General features: G+C 46.2%; 15 protein-coding genes. 11 read left to right on the forward strand and 4 right to left on the reverse strand.

Annotated features, from left to right (window positions below; translation table 11 throughout):
- Positions 1 to 50: 50 nt before the first annotated feature.
- Both B2739_RS11650 and B2739_RS11655 read right to left on the reverse strand, forming a co-directional pair.
- Positions 51 to 1,175 (reverse strand): efflux RND transporter periplasmic adaptor subunit, encoded by a 1,125-nt coding sequence (locus B2739_RS11650; RefSeq protein ID WP_331346028.1) that lies wholly within the window; start codon positions 1,173 to 1,175, stop codon positions 51 to 53.
- 355 nt (positions 1,176 to 1,530) lie between these two features.
- Positions 1,531 to 1,968 (reverse strand): hypothetical protein, encoded by a 438-nt coding sequence (locus B2739_RS11655; RefSeq protein WP_331346029.1) that lies wholly within the window; start codon positions 1,966 to 1,968, stop codon positions 1,531 to 1,533.
- Between the two features lie 184 nt (positions 1,969 to 2,152).
- On the opposite strand from B2739_RS11655, the gene B2739_RS11660 reads away from it, so the two are divergent.
- The 7 genes from B2739_RS11660 to B2739_RS11690 all read left to right on the forward strand — a co-directional run bounded on the left by B2739_RS11660 (position 2,153) and on the right by B2739_RS11690 (position 8,277).
- Positions 2,153 to 2,590, forward strand: coding sequence for an NUDIX hydrolase (locus B2739_RS11660; protein WP_331346030.1), 438 nt, complete (start codon positions 2,153 to 2,155; stop codon positions 2,588 to 2,590).
- A gap of 87 nt (positions 2,591 to 2,677) precedes the next feature.
- Positions 2,678 to 3,793, forward strand: a complete 1,116-nt coding sequence (gene mnmA, locus B2739_RS11665; protein ID WP_331346031.1) for a tRNA 2-thiouridine(34) synthase MnmA — start codon at positions 2,678 to 2,680, stop codon at positions 3,791 to 3,793.
- A 59-nt stretch (positions 3,794 to 3,852) separates the two neighbouring features.
- Positions 3,853 to 4,476, forward strand: coding sequence for a high frequency lysogenization protein HflD (hflD, locus tag B2739_RS11670; RefSeq protein ID WP_331346032.1), 624 nt, complete (start codon positions 3,853 to 3,855; stop codon positions 4,474 to 4,476).
- A gap of 73 nt (positions 4,477 to 4,549) precedes the next feature.
- Positions 4,550 to 5,929: an adenylosuccinate lyase gene (gene purB / locus B2739_RS11675; RefSeq protein WP_331346033.1), complete on the forward strand. Its 1,380-nt coding sequence runs from the start codon at positions 4,550 to 4,552 to the stop codon at positions 5,927 to 5,929.
- A gap of 148 nt (positions 5,930 to 6,077) precedes the next feature.
- Positions 6,078 to 7,232: a cupin domain-containing protein gene (locus tag B2739_RS11680; RefSeq protein WP_331346034.1), complete on the forward strand. Its 1,155-nt coding sequence runs from the start codon at positions 6,078 to 6,080 to the stop codon at positions 7,230 to 7,232.
- Positions 7,233 to 7,243: 11 nt separating this feature from the next.
- Positions 7,244 to 7,762, forward strand: coding sequence for a GNAT family N-acetyltransferase (locus B2739_RS11685; RefSeq protein ID WP_331346035.1), 519 nt, complete (start codon positions 7,244 to 7,246; stop codon positions 7,760 to 7,762).
- Positions 7,763 to 7,776: 14 nt separating this feature from the next.
- Complete coding sequence (locus B2739_RS11690; RefSeq protein ID WP_331346036.1) at positions 7,777 to 8,277, forward strand: hypothetical protein; 501 nt, start codon at positions 7,777 to 7,779, stop codon at positions 8,275 to 8,277.
- Between the two features lie 105 nt (positions 8,278 to 8,382).
- Here B2739_RS11690 and B2739_RS11695 read toward each other — a convergent pair whose 3' ends face one another.
- Complete coding sequence (locus B2739_RS11695; protein WP_331346120.1) at positions 8,383 to 8,739, reverse strand: hypothetical protein; 357 nt, start codon at positions 8,737 to 8,739, stop codon at positions 8,383 to 8,385.
- On the opposite strand from B2739_RS11695, the gene B2739_RS11700 reads away from it, so the two are divergent.
- Positions 8,627 to 9,091 (forward strand): HU family DNA-binding protein, encoded by a 465-nt coding sequence (locus tag B2739_RS11700; RefSeq protein WP_331346037.1) that lies wholly within the window; start codon positions 8,627 to 8,629, stop codon positions 9,089 to 9,091. The two genes, B2739_RS11695 and B2739_RS11700, sit on opposite strands and share 113 nt — an antisense overlap.
- A gap of 66 nt (positions 9,092 to 9,157) precedes the next feature.
- Here the strand turns inward: B2739_RS11700 and B2739_RS11705 are convergent, their stop codons facing one another.
- Positions 9,158 to 9,580, reverse strand: a complete 423-nt coding sequence (locus tag B2739_RS11705) for an HIT family protein (RefSeq protein ID WP_331346038.1) — start codon at positions 9,578 to 9,580, stop codon at positions 9,158 to 9,160.
- A 148-nt stretch (positions 9,581 to 9,728) separates the two neighbouring features.
- Here B2739_RS11705 and B2739_RS11710 point away from each other — a divergent pair, with 148 nt between their 5' ends.
- The 3 genes from B2739_RS11710 (at position 9,729) to B2739_RS11720 (ending at position 14,234) form a co-directional block, all read left to right on the forward strand.
- Positions 9,729 to 11,456, forward strand: a complete 1,728-nt coding sequence (locus B2739_RS11710; RefSeq protein WP_331346039.1) for a proline--tRNA ligase — start codon at positions 9,729 to 9,731, stop codon at positions 11,454 to 11,456.
- 462 nt (positions 11,457 to 11,918) lie between these two features.
- Positions 11,919 to 13,307, forward strand: coding sequence for a carbohydrate-binding protein (locus B2739_RS11715; RefSeq protein ID WP_331346040.1), 1,389 nt, complete (start codon positions 11,919 to 11,921; stop codon positions 13,305 to 13,307).
- Positions 13,308 to 13,454: 147 nt separating this feature from the next.
- Positions 13,455 to 14,234 (forward strand): hypothetical protein, encoded by a 780-nt coding sequence (locus tag B2739_RS11720; RefSeq protein ID WP_331346041.1) that lies wholly within the window; start codon positions 13,455 to 13,457, stop codon positions 14,232 to 14,234.
- Positions 14,235 to 14,289: the final 55 nt, after the last annotated feature.

The raw sequence follows: 14,289 nt of genomic DNA on the forward strand, positions 1-14,289 counted from the left end.
TCTCCCCTCTACCGAGGGGAGAGTAAAAATCGAAACAGGGATTAGAAAAATTAACTATCTGATGGAGTAGGTTCAAGCTTGAACTCTGGTGTAGGCAACGTACTTACGGTAACCGCCTGACCATTCAACAATTTAAATGCGCCAGCACTGGCCACCACATCACCAGCTTTAATGCCATCTACAATTTCCACAAAATCACCACGTGCCTTACCCAAGCGGACAAATTGTTGGCGTGCCTTAAAGGTTCCTGCCTTTTCTCCTTCTTCGATGACAAAAACCGTATCACCGAAGGGAGCATAAATCACCGCTGTGCTAGGAACGGCTAATACATCCCGCGGGTCAGAGAGAGTGACTTGGGTTTCAACTGCCATACCTGGAATCAGCAGACTTTTTTCATTGTTGAGATACGACTGCACAATTGCATTGCGAGTAACTGGACTAATTTCTGCACCGATCGCGGTTATTTCTCCGCTGATTGTTGCATCAGAACCATCGCCCACACTCACCTCAACAGGTAAGCCACGGTTCATTTGAACCAGCCAAAATTGCGGGACAGGAAAATTCACTCGCACGCTGTTGGTTGCTTGCAGCGAAACAATTTCCGTACCCACTAATAAGTCTTCACCCAAATCTACTTTGCGGATACCTAGACGGCCATCAAACGGAGCTCGAACCACTTTTTTATCAAGCGTTGTTTTTAAATCCGCCACGTCTCCCTGAGCTGACTCCATTTGCTGCACAGCCATATCCAGCTCGCTTTGGGAAACCGTGTTGCGTTTACGCAACTCAACCAAACGTTCATGGTTAGATTTGGCCAAGCGCAAACGCGCCTCTGCTGCGCTCAACTGAGCCTGTTCATTGCCAGACTCCTGCACCAAAATTACCGTGCCTTTTTTGATCTGTTCGCCGGACTTAAAACGGATCTCTTTCACTTTGCCAGCCACTTCTGCTGCAATGACGATCCCCTCAGATGCCTCTACTGTACCCATCGCCCTGTATGTATTGGGCCATTGCTGAATTTCAGCAGTATATGTACTGACTGTCTCTGAGGGCGGCGGTGTGTTTTCGCCTGCATTTACCATAGCGACAATTTGGCCAGCTTTAATGCCGCCAATAACCAGCACTATTCCGAATAGGCTTGCAACTGCAATGCCGATTGATTTCACATTGTTCATAAAAGAAGAACCAATTAGAGGGGGAAATATCACTAACACGGAGCTACGCAATATCATGCGGGAGGGAGGCGATAAACCGTCGGTATCCCAACCAAAATTGCGGCTTTTTCAGCCGAAGATTTTTGCATAGCCATCACTAAAACCAAAACGAACAAGTGTCACAAAATGTAAAGCCCAAGCGTTCACTTTGGAGATCAAACAAAACCAGCCGACCATCTGGTCGGTTGGCGAATAATATTCTCTTTTTAACGATTTTCCAACGAATTGTTAGGTGCAGCACAAAGTGATGACATTCATCACTCGATGCTATTTTGCTGATTATTATGTCAACTAATGTCAGGAGACTTATGCGCTATTAACCTTCAATGGCATAGACCAGACGGGGCTCAGCGATACCCGAGCCTTCGCCAAATGCCGGGAGGGATGCAACCAAATACACATCTCCGGTGATGCATTTCAACAGCCCGCACATCACATCAAGGGATTTATCAGAAGCAACCTTTATGTCGCCTTCTATTAATAGAGTATTCGTTCGCTCCAAAATGGCCAGCCTGTCAGATTGAGCCCATACGCTCACCGACTGGATAGAGATACGAGGAATGGTAGTGGAAGATTTTTGCAAATTAATGTCTTTAAGGATAAGACGCCAAAACTGTGGCCCCGCATTAAATGCGGATGAAAATTCCATTTTTGACCCCAGAATACCTTCAGCCAACAACCTTCGTTCCAGAAGACGGGTTTTGTTAAAGCCAACGTAGTTTTCCGGATAAAAAATAAGTGATGTAGATGCCATATACGTCCCTGTCGTTGTTTTGATTAGTGATCCATCCTTAACTTTCAAGCCGGATTCAAACAAAGTATCTGCCAGAAATCAACGCACCAACTGCTGTTCTTTGAAGTAGGTCTGTTAGCATCTGCGCTTCTATTATTTTTATACTTCACTTTTATCTTTTACCCCATCTAAACAGGACTCAACTATGACTTGGGCACCCCACGTAACTGTCGCCACTATTACTGAACGCGACAATCGTTTTCTTATGGTCTATGAAGAGGCCGACGGCAAAAAAGTCTACAACCAGCCCGCAGGCCATTTAGACCCTAATGAGACATTAGCAGAGGCGGCGATCCGCGAAACGCTGGAGGAGACGGGCTGGACTGTGGAGTTGACCGGAGTGGTTGGCGTAAATTTGTATACCGCCCCCAGTAATGGCATTACTTACTTCCGCACCACTTTCATTGCACACCCCATTAGCCACGACCAAACCCGATCACTGGATACCGGTATTATCGAAGCAGTTTGGTTGAGCTACGATGAAATCCTTGCGATTAAGGATCAACTGCGAAGCCCAATGACCCTCCAAATCATTGAAGAATATCGCTCAGGACGACGTTTTCCGTTGAGCGTGGTCGGTTAGCGCCACACCCATTTTCCCACCAAGGTGGCAGTACGCTGCTCAGGCGGGTAAAATGCCCGCCTTTCCTTATTCCAGCAGTTGCTCCCTATGCCCGAAACAAATCTCCCCGCCAGTTCAGGCAAAAGAGTCATCGTCGGTATGTCCGGCGGTGTAGATTCATCCGTTTCCGCCCTACTTCTTAAACAGCAAGGCTACCAAGTCGAAGGCCTGTTCATGAAAAACTGGGATGAGGATGACGGTACCGAGTATTGCACGGCCAAGGCAGATCTTGCCGACGCCGAAATGGTCTGTGAACGCATCGGCATAAAGCTACACACTGCCAATTTCGCTGCCGAATACTGGGATAACGTGTTCGAACACTTTCTCGATGAATACAAAGCAGGCCGCACTCCCAACCCCGATATTCTGTGCAACCGCGAAATCAAGTTCAAAGTATTTATGGAATACGCGCGCATGCTGGGCGGCGAACTGATTGCCACCGGTCATTATGTCCGTCGCGCCGATATTGATGGCCATGCGCATCTGTTAAAAGGTTTGGATCCCAACAAAGACCAAAGCTATTTTCTGCATGCAGTAGGTGAAGCTGAGTTCGCAAAATCCCTGTTTCCGGTCGGCGAACTTGAAAAACCTGAAGTGCGCCGGATAGCAGAAGAACATGGCCTGATCACCCACAACAAAAAAGACAGCACCGGGATTTGTTTTATTGGGGAGCGCCGCTTTAAAGATTTTTTGCAGCAATACCTGCCCGCTCAACCCGGTGAGATACAAACGCCCGATGGCAAAGTCATTGGTGAGCATATGGGCTTGATGTATCACACGATTGGCCAACGCCAAGGGTTGGGCATCGGCGGCGTGAAAGGTGCCAATGAGGAGCCGTGGTTCGTTGCACAAAAAGATTTGGAACGAAATGTTTTAGTCGTTGTACAGGGCACCGATCACCCGTTGCTCTTCACAAATCACTTAATTGCCCAGCAAGCCCATTGGATTAATGGTACACCGCCCTCATCTGACTTCAGGTGCATGGCAAAAACCCGTTATCGTCAACCGGATCAAGCCTGCACCGTACAAGTCCAGGAAAACGGTTCGCTCGATGTACATTTCGACCAACCTCAACGCGCTGTCACACCCGGTCAATCTGTCGTCTTTTATAAAGAAGATATTTGTTTGGGCGGAGCCGTTATCGAATTGGCTGACAATCGCTAATCCACTAATTGTTTTTAATCACAGGCTAATCACCTGGATATTTACAAAGAGAGTTTCGCGTGAGTAAAAACTGGCAAGACATCACCATCGCCCTTGCGGGCATATTTCAGGCAACAGCAATGGTAGAGCAAGTTGCCAAAACCGGTTATGTACCACCAGACACTTTCAAGTGCAGTATTGAGAGTGTGCTGGACCTCAACCCTGAATCAACCTTGGCTGTCTATGGCGGCAATATTGAAAATCTACGCAGCGGGCTTGAAGTTATGCGCGAGTTACTTCGCCCGGGAGCGCAGAAATATCGAGAGACATTGCGCTATGGACTCGGTGTACTTCATTTGCAGAAAAAACTGGCTGGCCGCCCCGACATGCTGAAAGTCATTGGCAGCCGCTTGGAGCAAGCGAAACAACAGGCCCAACATTTTTCGCCAACACATGACAATGTTATTGCCAATTTAGGAACCCTCTACACCGAAACCTTAAGCACTTTCCAATTCCGCATTCAGGTCAATGGTGACTACAATTATTTACAACAGCAGCGTATCGCCAATCAAATACGCGCGCTTTTACTTGCAGCAGTACGTTCAGCAATTCTGTGGCGACAAGTAGGCGGTAATCGTTTGCAATTATTATTTTACCGCAAACATATCGCGCGACAGGTAGATGATCTTTTGCGTCGCATCTGATTTACCATCCATCGCAAACCTACAACACAGCAACCAGATTTATTTTCTTTTTTATTTTTTGCAGAGATCTACCATGGATAATTCATTTACCTCACTTAGCGCCCTCAATGCTGTTTCCCCGGTTGATGGCCGCTATGGCAGTAAAACTATTGCGTTGCGCAGCATTTTCAGCGAATTCGGTTTAATCCGTTTTCGTGTCGAAGTAGAAGTTCGCTGGTTGCAGCAATTGAGCAAGCATGCAGGCATTCCTGAAGTACCCGCATTCAGCTCTGCAACCAATGCATTACTGGATTCAATTATCACCAATTTCAACGAGGCTGATGCACAAGCCGTTAAAGATATTGAGCGCACCACCAACCACGACGTAAAAGCGGTTGAATATTTTTTGAAAAAAAAATTCAAAGACAACACTGAGCTGGAAGCCGTGTTGGAGTTTGTGCACTTTGCTTGCACTTCAGAGGATATTAATAACCTCTCCCACGCATTGATGCTGCGCGAAGGCCGCAAAGTATTTATTAATGATGCTGAAGCAATTATCGATGGCATTGTAAAACTCGCACACGATTACGCAGCAGATTCCATGTTATCGCGCACACACGGTCAAACCGCTTCACCCACTACTGTCGGTAAAGAAATGGCCAACGTAGCAGCACGCTTGCGTCGTCAATTAAAAACAGTTAAAGACGTTGAATTATTAGGGAAGATCAATGGTGCTGTCGGCAACTACAATGCCCACCTGTCTGCTTATCCACAAGTCGATTGGCAAACCAATGCCAAAGAGTTTGTTGAAAGCCTCGGATTGGCATGGAATCCTTATACAACCCAAATTGAGCCTCATGATTACATCGCCGAATTGTTTGATGCAATCGCACGCTTTAACACTATTGTGATCGACTTTAACCGCGACATTTGGGGCTACATCTCCCTTGGTTATTTCAAACAAAAAACGATTGTTGGCGAAGTAGGCTCATCGACCATGCCGCACAAAGTCAATCCGATTGATTTTGAAAACTCCGAAGGTAACCTCGGAATTGCAAATGCAATTTTCACTCACCTTGCGCAAAAATTACCGATTTCACGCTGGCAGCGCGATCTGACTGACTCCACTGTACTTCGCAATATGGGCGTTGGTTTTGGTTACGGCATGATTGCTTACGCATCTACCCTTAAAGGTATAAGCAAACTGGAAATTAACCGCACGCGCCTTGCAGAAGATCTGGATAATTCCTGGGAAGTATTGGCAGAACCTATCCAAACGATCATGCGTCGTTACAACGTGCCCGAGCCTTACGAAAAATTAAAAGCATTGACTCGCGGACAAGCAATTACCCGCGAAGTATTGGCCGCCTTTGTGGAAACTCTGGATATTCCGGAACATGCCAAACAAACTATGCGCGACCTCACCCCAGCCAATTACATCGGCAATGCGATAGATCAAGCCAAAGCAATCTGAATTGTGAAAAAATAAGGGCTCTATAGAGCCCTTATTTTTGAGATGTATTTTGTTTATCTTTATCCGACACCATCGTGAAATCTTGAGATGGTCGTGTTGGGGTTCGCAAGCTCACTCCAACCTACATATCACTTTCCAGGTATTGAAAATGACAACACCACTCACCCATCTTGGCGATATGCCCATCGAAGAATTCCTGCGCGATTATTGGCAAAAAAAACCACTGCTTATTCGCAATGCATTTCCCGGTTTTGAGTCACCAATCTCTCCAGATGAATTGGCAGGTCTGGCGCTGGAGGAAGAAGTTGAATCGCGTATCGTATTAGAAAATGGCACTACCCCCTGGGAATTGCGCAATGGCCCATTTGATGAAAAAACCTTTGAACAATTACCCGAAACAGAATGGACCTTATTGGTTCAAGCCGTCGATCAATGGGTACCAGAAGCCAATCAACTGCTGGATCATTTTCGTTTTATCCCAAATTGGCGACTGGATGATTTAATGATTAGCTACGCTCCAGATAAAGGTGGTGTTGGCCCACACTTTGACTACTACGATGTGTTTTTGCTGCAAGGTTTGGGCAAACGCCATTGGAAAATCGGCCAGATGTGCGACAGCAATTCACCGCGTGTTGAAGGCACACGCCTGAAAATTCTCAGCGAATTTCACACCACCGATGAGTGGGTATTGGAACCAGGCGACATGCTTTATATTCCCCCTGGCATTGCTCACTGGGGTAACGCGCAGGGAGACGATTGCATGACCTACTCTATCGGTTTTCGCGCGCCCAGCCATGCCGATATTATTTCCGAAATCGGTCAGGAAATTGCGCTGTCTGTTGAAGACGATTTGCGCTATACCGACCCCGATTTAACACTGCAAGATAACCCCGGGGAAATCAGCGCAAAAGCGATTGATCAAGTCCGCGATATTGTTCTTCAGCATCTCACCCAAGAAAAAATTGCGTTCTGGTTTGGGAAGTTTATGACCGAGCGCAAATACCTTGAGCACACGCAGGAAGAGCCGTTGGATATAGATGCCGATGAATGGCAGGCTGCACTGGCTGATGGTGAATTGCTTTGGCGTCATCCATCTGCACGACTTGCGTTTCACAGCGATGAAAAAGGCACCTTGCTGTTTGCTGATGGCGAAGCAATTTGCTGTTCGCGCCAACTGGCTGAGCTAGTATGTAAAGAGGTGGAAATTAGCTGGAACGATATCAAAGCACTGGTACAAGATGCCGTTGACCGTGCTGCGATTACCCAGCTGATCAATCAGGAAACCCTGTTAGTTGACGAATAGGGAAATCCAGGGTGGGTAACGCGTCCGCATACCCACCTATCCCTGAATATGGCCGTACGTTTATGCATGAAATAATAGTCACCGACTGGCATACACATTCAAGGGAACTGGCTGATATACGAATTGACGTTTTTATAAAAGAGCAACAAATAACAGCTGAAGATGAATGGGACGAGCTGGATGAAACCGCCACCCATTTTCTGGTTTACAAAGATTCCATCCCTATTGCCTGTGCCCGCCTGTTTATTGATGAACACAATGGACAACCGTGTTTCCATATAGGGCGTGTAGCTGTATTAAAATCATTTCGGAAACAGGGAATTGGGCATCAATTAATGGAGTTTATTGTGGCGCACTGCGTTAAAACAGCGCCTCACCCTATTCATTTAAATGCTCAACTTGAGCGCTGCACATTTTATCAGCATCTTGGCTTTATTGCACAAGGCGATATATTCATCGATGCAGGAATCCCACATGTCAGTATGTTTTTACACATACCTGCCCTGTTGACTCCTGAATCTTCATCGTAATAGGACGCTTGGATATGGCTGAACAATCTACTGTCAGTGATCAACTCTGGCTATTGGAAGGGATCGCGGATTTTCGCGAGCATAGCTTGAAAATTGTTGCACAAAGCAGGCGCAGCATTGCCATACTGACCTATGATGTGGACTCACAAGTCTATGGCACTAATGATTTTGTCCAGATGCTATCAACGTTTGTCCGTTCAAGCCGCAATGCCCAGGTACAAATTCTGGTAAAAGATACCAAAATAGCGATTGAGACAAGCCATCCACTGATACGTTTAGCACAACGCCTCTCATCCAAAATTATCGTGCGTAAAATGACCGTAGAGCCCAACAATAAAGAGATGGGTTTTCTACTCGCCGATAACGATAAATTGCTTTATAAAAACGATGATTTGTTACATCGCGGCTTTGCTAATTACGCCGCTATCCGTGAAGTTAAGCCATTACGTGAAGAGTTTAATTATCTATGGCAGTACGGTGAGCCGGAGCCAGAATTTCAGGTTCTGCATATCTAAGTATCAAATGCCACTTAAAAACGGTGGCGAAACTTCACAAGACGCAAAAAAAGCGTTTTTTCCCCGAAAGCCCCGCTGTTTTTTGTTGCCGATTGGTTTTTTATCCTATATATATAGCGTCAATCCGTATTTGAAGGTGTTTAAACCTGTAAATACAGGGGTTTTTCGATACTTAAGAAGTTCGTTAATGCTACATGCAGTATTGTCTGGATTTGCCAAACCCTGACGTCCGTGTTGGTTGCTGTTTATATTCTGCTGTTTGTATAAGTAATCTACATAAATTGTTACACGAGCATCTTTGTTTAAAAGATAAGCATACCCACTGTTAATTAAAAAGAAGGAATCCAAAATGGCCGCAAAAAAACCTGCCGCTCCTAAAGCTGCTGCTAAAAAAGCGCCTGCCGCTAAAGCTGCTCCGAAAGCCGTTGCAAAGAAAGCACCAGCACCAAAAGCTGCTGCCAAAAAAGCACCCGCTGCAAAAGCTGCACCTGCTGTTGTTAAACCAATTGCTGAACGTCAAAACAAAACTCAAATGTTGCAACAAATTTCCGATGCAACTGCACTGAACAAAAAACAAGTTCAGGCTGTACTGGATGAGCTGACTAACATCATCGAAGGCCACATCAAAAAGAAAGGTGTTGGTGAGTTCGTGCTGCCAGGCCTGCTAAAAATCACCACAGTGAAAAAGCCTGCCACCAAGGCACGTAAAGGTATCAATCCTTTCACTGGTGAAGAAGTGATGTTCAAAGCTAAACCAGCTAGCACTTCTGTAAAAGTGCGCCCACTGAAAAAGCTGAAAGAATTCGCTGTTTAACTGAACGGCAATTCATCTATATAAAAAACCCCGCGCTGCGGGGTTTTTTATGCGCAGTGATTTCATCTACAAGATCGTAAAACCCTCTCCCACCAACGCATTTTGTAACCGCTTGATGCGCTCTGAAAGCTCTTCCGGATCATAATCCTTTGCTGGTAATTTTCCCCATATCGGTTGCGGCCAAGCCGGATCATCGGTAAACCGTGCGATATGATGCACATGCAATTGACGAACAACATTCCCCAGTGCCGCGACGTTCATTTTGTCCGCATCAAACAAGCTCGTCATAACCTCTGACAAACGGCACGACTCGCGGATCAATTGCAGCTGCTCATCTTCAGTTAAATGGTGGATTTCGTAGATGTCCTCCCGCTTGGGCACCAGAATGCACCAAGGGTAATTGGCATCCCGGCTAAGCAGTAATAATGAAAGATCGAACTCACCAATGACGGTGGAATCCTGGGCGAGACGTGGATGTAATTCAAACATGGTTGTTATCCTTTTGGTTAACGCAAAGTTGCCAGTACTGGGACTCAAAAACACACAGGAAATTCACTTTCCCGATGCTATACCAATACTCTTAACCACCGTAGAATAGGCAGCTTTCAACCATTATAGCCACCAAGAAGTCATCACTATGCGTTCCAGCCGATTTTTAATTGCTACTCTCAAGGAAACACCCGCGGATGCGGAAGTTATCAGCCATAAATTGATGTTACGTGCGGGCATGATCCGCAAGATGGCCTCCGGCCTCTACAACTGGCTCCCGCTTGGTCTTCGCGTGTTGCGTAAAGTGGAAAAAATCGTGCGCGAGGAAATGGACAAATCCGGTGCACAGGAAGTGTTGATGCCCGTGGTACAACCTGCAGAATTGTGGGAAGAATCTGGCCGCTGGCAGCAATATGGCCCCGAACTATTGCGTATGAGTGATCGCCATGAGCGCCCTTTTTGCTTGGGACCAACCCATGAAGAAGTGATTACCGATTTGATCCGCAACGAAATCAAAAGCTACAAACAATTACCCGCTAATTTTTATCAAATCCAAACTAAATTCCGCGATGAAATTCGCCCGCGTTTTGGGGTAATGCGTTCACGTGAATTTATCATGAAAGATGCCTACTCCTTTCACACCAGCCACGAGTCCCTGCAACAAACTTACGATGTAATGCACGCTACCTATTGCAGCATTTTCACGCGCTTGGGCTTGCAGTTCCGTCCGGTACTGGCCGATACAGGCTCCATCGGTGGCGCATTCTCTCATGAGTTCCATGTGCTGGCCGAGAGCGGTGAAGATGACATTGCTTTCAGTAACGGTAGCGATTATGCAGCAAACATTGAAAAAGCAGAGGCATTGCCACCAACCACACCACGCCCTGCGCCACAGCATCTGATGCAAGAGGTCGCAACGCCTGGTAAACATTCTATTGATGATGTTGCTGAATTCCTGAAAGTGTCACCGCAACAAACGGTCAAAACCCTGATTGTGCTGGGCGAGGTACGCGCAGACAAAACCCAACCTCTGGTTGCATTAGTCCTGCGCGGCGATCACGAGCTCAATGAAATCAAGGCAGAAAAATTAACAGGTATTGCATCACCACTGACACTCGCTCCCGAGGCTCGTATCAAAGCAGAATTGGGTGTTGGCATAGGATCGATTGGCCCTGTCGGACTCACAATTCCTGTGATTGTTGACCACGCAGCGGCTCATCTTGCTGATTTCGTCTGCGGAGCAAACAAAGATGGTTTCCATTTAACCGGTGTTAATTGGGAGCGCGATGCACAAGCGCCATTGGTGGCAGATATCCGTAACGTTGTTACTGGGGACCCGAGCCCCTGTGGCAAAGGCTCATTGGAAATTAAACGCGGTATTGAAGTCGGTCATATTTTCCAATTGGGCACCAAATACTCTGAAGCCATGAAAGCCAGAGTGCTTGATGAAAATGGCAAAGAGCAAACCATGATTATGGGTTGTTATGGTATCGGTGTTACTCGCGTCGTCGCGTCTGCGATAGAACAAAACTTTGATGAAAACGGCATTATCTGGCCAGATTCAATTGCGCCTTTCCATGTAGCAATTGTGCCGATCAATATCGGTAAATCTGAAGTGGTAGCGAGTAAAAGCGAGGAGCTTTATGCCGAGTTGACAAAAGCCGGTTTCGACGTTTTGTTTATGGACGATGAAAAAGCGCGTCTGGGTGGAATGCTGGCTGATACAGACCTCATGGGCATCCCACATCGCATCGTGATCGGCGATCGCGGTCTCGAGGCGGGAACGATTGAATATAAAGGCCGCCGCGATGCAGAAAAACAGGAAATCGCCATTAACGATATCCTAGCCTTCTTGCGGAATCGTATTACGGTCTAATTCATCTGATTTCCCGCATCGATAAAAAGGCGATTACCGTGTGGTAATCGCCTTTTTATTTTTAAAAGAGCACCGCTCTTTTGCTCGCAAGTATAACTGCGGCTTGAAACTTGCCTCTTTTCCAAAAGTCGAACAACGCAACGCTTTAACGTTTCACATCTTCCATAAAAAATGGGACTGTCCTACTCAGGATAATTATCCAAACTTCACCGCTATAAAATTCCCACTTTACGCAAACCACTGGCACCCTTTAAAGCCTGTGACGCAGCCTGCAATTATCAAATTCACCGAATGATAACGTTGTCATCCGCTTGGTTAGCAACACTAATCGATTTGCCATAAACGAAATCGGCAGCTGTTGCCTGTTGTCCCTCGCACAACCGGCATCCAATCCTTGGGCGATTGGAATCGCCGTCTTTTCGCATTCAAAGACTCATCACACAATAATTAAGAGGAAATGCAATGAACCTTCATCGCGCCAAAAAAGCCGCCAAACACCTGCTTCTGGCAGGAATCACCAGCTGCACACTCAACACTACCGCACAGGCAGCTACTGTCGATTTGCTTGTGCTCTATGACAACTTCACCAAAAACTATTTTGGCGGCGATCCTCAAACCGCTATGAATAACTGGGTCAACCAAATCAATGCAGCCTACGCCGATAGCCAAATAGATGTGCAATTGCGTTTAGTGGGGGTACGTGAAATGGAACAAGCAGGCGCAGACATGGGCGCAGTGCTTGGCAATTTACGTGTTAATAACGCAGCGATTGCCTTACGCGACCAATTGGGAGCTGACTTTGTTACCCAGCTCCATCAAAAAGGGGCTTGCGGTGTTGGATATGTTGCGGTGGATAAAAACTGGACATGGAATGTCAGTGCTCCCGGGTGCGGCCCTATGGTGGTTGCGCATGAATTGGGGCATAACATGGGACTGAACCACTCACGCAAACAGGGAGATACTTCTGGTGCTCGTTTTCGCTACGGTGTTGGTTATGGTGTCGATAACGTATTCGTAGACATCATGGCCTATGAAGGCGTGTTTAACACAACGCGCGTCAATCGTTTCTCTAACCCCAACCTCACTTGTCGCGGACTTCCATGCGGAATACCTGTGGGTCAAGCAAATGAAGCTTATGGCGCACTCGCGATTCACAATGTCCGCGACGAAATCGCTGCATTCAGGCCAACTATGGGGTCATCTGGTCCAGTGCAAGTTTCACAACACTGTGATTACGGTGGTTACACCATTGGTCTTCCGGTAGGCCGCTATACATTGAGTCAACTACAAACGCGCGGAATTGCTAACGACGATATTTCATCACTGCGGGTACAAGCAGGCCACAGCGTCACTCTCTATCAGCACGACAACTTCACGGGTAATGCGTTGACCAAAACCGGCGATGATAATTGTCTTGTCAATGAAGGTTTTAATGATAGCGCCAGCTCAATTGTGATCGAAAGCACGGGAAATTTTAATACGCTGATCCAAGCAGAAAATTATTTCGCCAACAATGGCGTGCAAACTGAAACCACCACAGATACTGGTGGCGGGTTGAATGTTGGCTGGATCGAAACCAATGATTGGATGGCTTACAACAATGTTGTAATTCCAACATCTGGTACTTACACAATTGAGTACCGTGTTGCGAGCCCCAGTGGCGGAAGGCTCTCAGCCGATTTAAATGGTGGTGGCATTTTATTGGGGGAACTCGCTATTCCGGCAACGGGTGGTTGGCAAACCTGGACAACCATTTCCCACAACGTACAAATCAATGCAGGCACTTATAATTTTGGTGTTTTTGCCAAAGCCGGCGGCTGGAATATTAACTGGATACGCATCAAGCGTTAATGAATAGCGCACAGGAGCCTGCGATTAACTATGCAGAAACAGGCTCCTGTTCACCAATATTCATCTATTGAATTGCACTATAAAAATACTGCAATGTAAAAAATACTGCGATGTGAAAACACAATACTGATAACAACGGGATGTCTTATGAAAACCCAGCAGCGCTTATGGCTAAGAACAATCATGATCGGCACCGTGGTTATCGCCACTTTTTATTTTCTTACCAAACCCGAGCAAAAAATTGCGCCTGTAAAAGTTGAACCGTCATCGATAAAAAATGAAAATGCCATTTCCATCACTCAAGTTTCCAATACTTCGCCACACCATATGAGTTCTGAAAAAATCGGCAGCGAATCGATCAATCAACCAGATGTAAACACAGAGCTAAAAAAACGCTTAACTACAATGCATGCACGACGGCCTAATCAACACTTTAATTCTGAAGATGTTGCCGCAGCAGCTAAACGCACAACCACCTGGACTGCAACCGACACCATCCATCGTGAACTGCCCTTGGCAGAAGAAGAATTTAATGACGGCAGACAATTTATTGAGCTGGATAGTTTAAAAATTGAAACTTTGATGCCGGGAGATCAAGTCAACATGCGTGTCGATGAAAAATCCAACGAGTATAAAGTCACTATCGATAGGATTGAAAAACACGATTACAACAGTATTAGCTGGTATGGACATATTGAAGGCAATGATGGGCAACGCTATCAGGTGAGCTTTACACGAGGAGAACATTTAACGGTTGGCGGAATGGATACGCCTGATGGACACTTTGTTATTCAGGCTCACGGGAACAAAGGTTGGATTGCATCGAGTCAATTATTATTTAAGCAAGATACATCAGTGACCGATGCAATTCATCCTGCGGATGTTGATCCTAACTATCAAAATCAGCACAGTGACCACACGCATTAAACAACACGTCAGGTCTCATTCTTCATAGTAGGATGAGTGGAAATTCCAACATAAT

Source organism: Cellvibrio sp. UBA7661 (genome assembly GCA_002483365.1).
Classification (GTDB): Bacteria; Pseudomonadota; Gammaproteobacteria; order Pseudomonadales; family Cellvibrionaceae; genus Cellvibrio.

Bases quoted from the DNA above. Each gene is read 5' to 3' on its own strand.
- B2739_RS11650 (WP_331346028.1), bottom strand. From the start codon at position 1,175: ATGAACAATGTGAAATCAATCGGCATTGCAGTTGCAAGCCTATTCGGA.
- B2739_RS11655 (WP_331346029.1), bottom strand. From the start codon at position 1,968: ATGGCATCTACATCACTTATTTTTTATCCGGAAAACTACGTTGGCTTT.
- B2739_RS11660 (WP_331346030.1), top strand. From the start codon at position 2,153: ATGACTTGGGCACCCCACGTAACTGTCGCCACTATTACTGAACGCGAC.
- mnmA (WP_331346031.1), top strand. From the start codon at position 2,678: ATGCCCGAAACAAATCTCCCCGCCAGTTCAGGCAAAAGAGTCATCGTC.
- purB (WP_331346033.1), top strand. From the start codon at position 4,550: ATGGATAATTCATTTACCTCACTTAGCGCCCTCAATGCTGTTTCCCCG.
- B2739_RS11680 (WP_331346034.1), top strand. From the start codon at position 6,078: ATGACAACACCACTCACCCATCTTGGCGATATGCCCATCGAAGAATTC.
- B2739_RS11690 (WP_331346036.1), top strand. From the start codon at position 7,777: ATGGCTGAACAATCTACTGTCAGTGATCAACTCTGGCTATTGGAAGGG.
- B2739_RS11700 (WP_331346037.1), top strand. From the start codon at position 8,627: ATGGCCGCAAAAAAACCTGCCGCTCCTAAAGCTGCTGCTAAAAAAGCG.
- B2739_RS11705 (WP_331346038.1), bottom strand. From the start codon at position 9,580: ATGTTTGAATTACATCCACGTCTCGCCCAGGATTCCACCGTCATTGGT.
- B2739_RS11710 (WP_331346039.1), top strand. From the start codon at position 9,729: ATGCGTTCCAGCCGATTTTTAATTGCTACTCTCAAGGAAACACCCGCG.
- B2739_RS11715 (WP_331346040.1), top strand. From the start codon at position 11,919: ATGAACCTTCATCGCGCCAAAAAAGCCGCCAAACACCTGCTTCTGGCA.
- B2739_RS11720 (WP_331346041.1), top strand. From the start codon at position 13,455: ATGAAAACCCAGCAGCGCTTATGGCTAAGAACAATCATGATCGGCACC.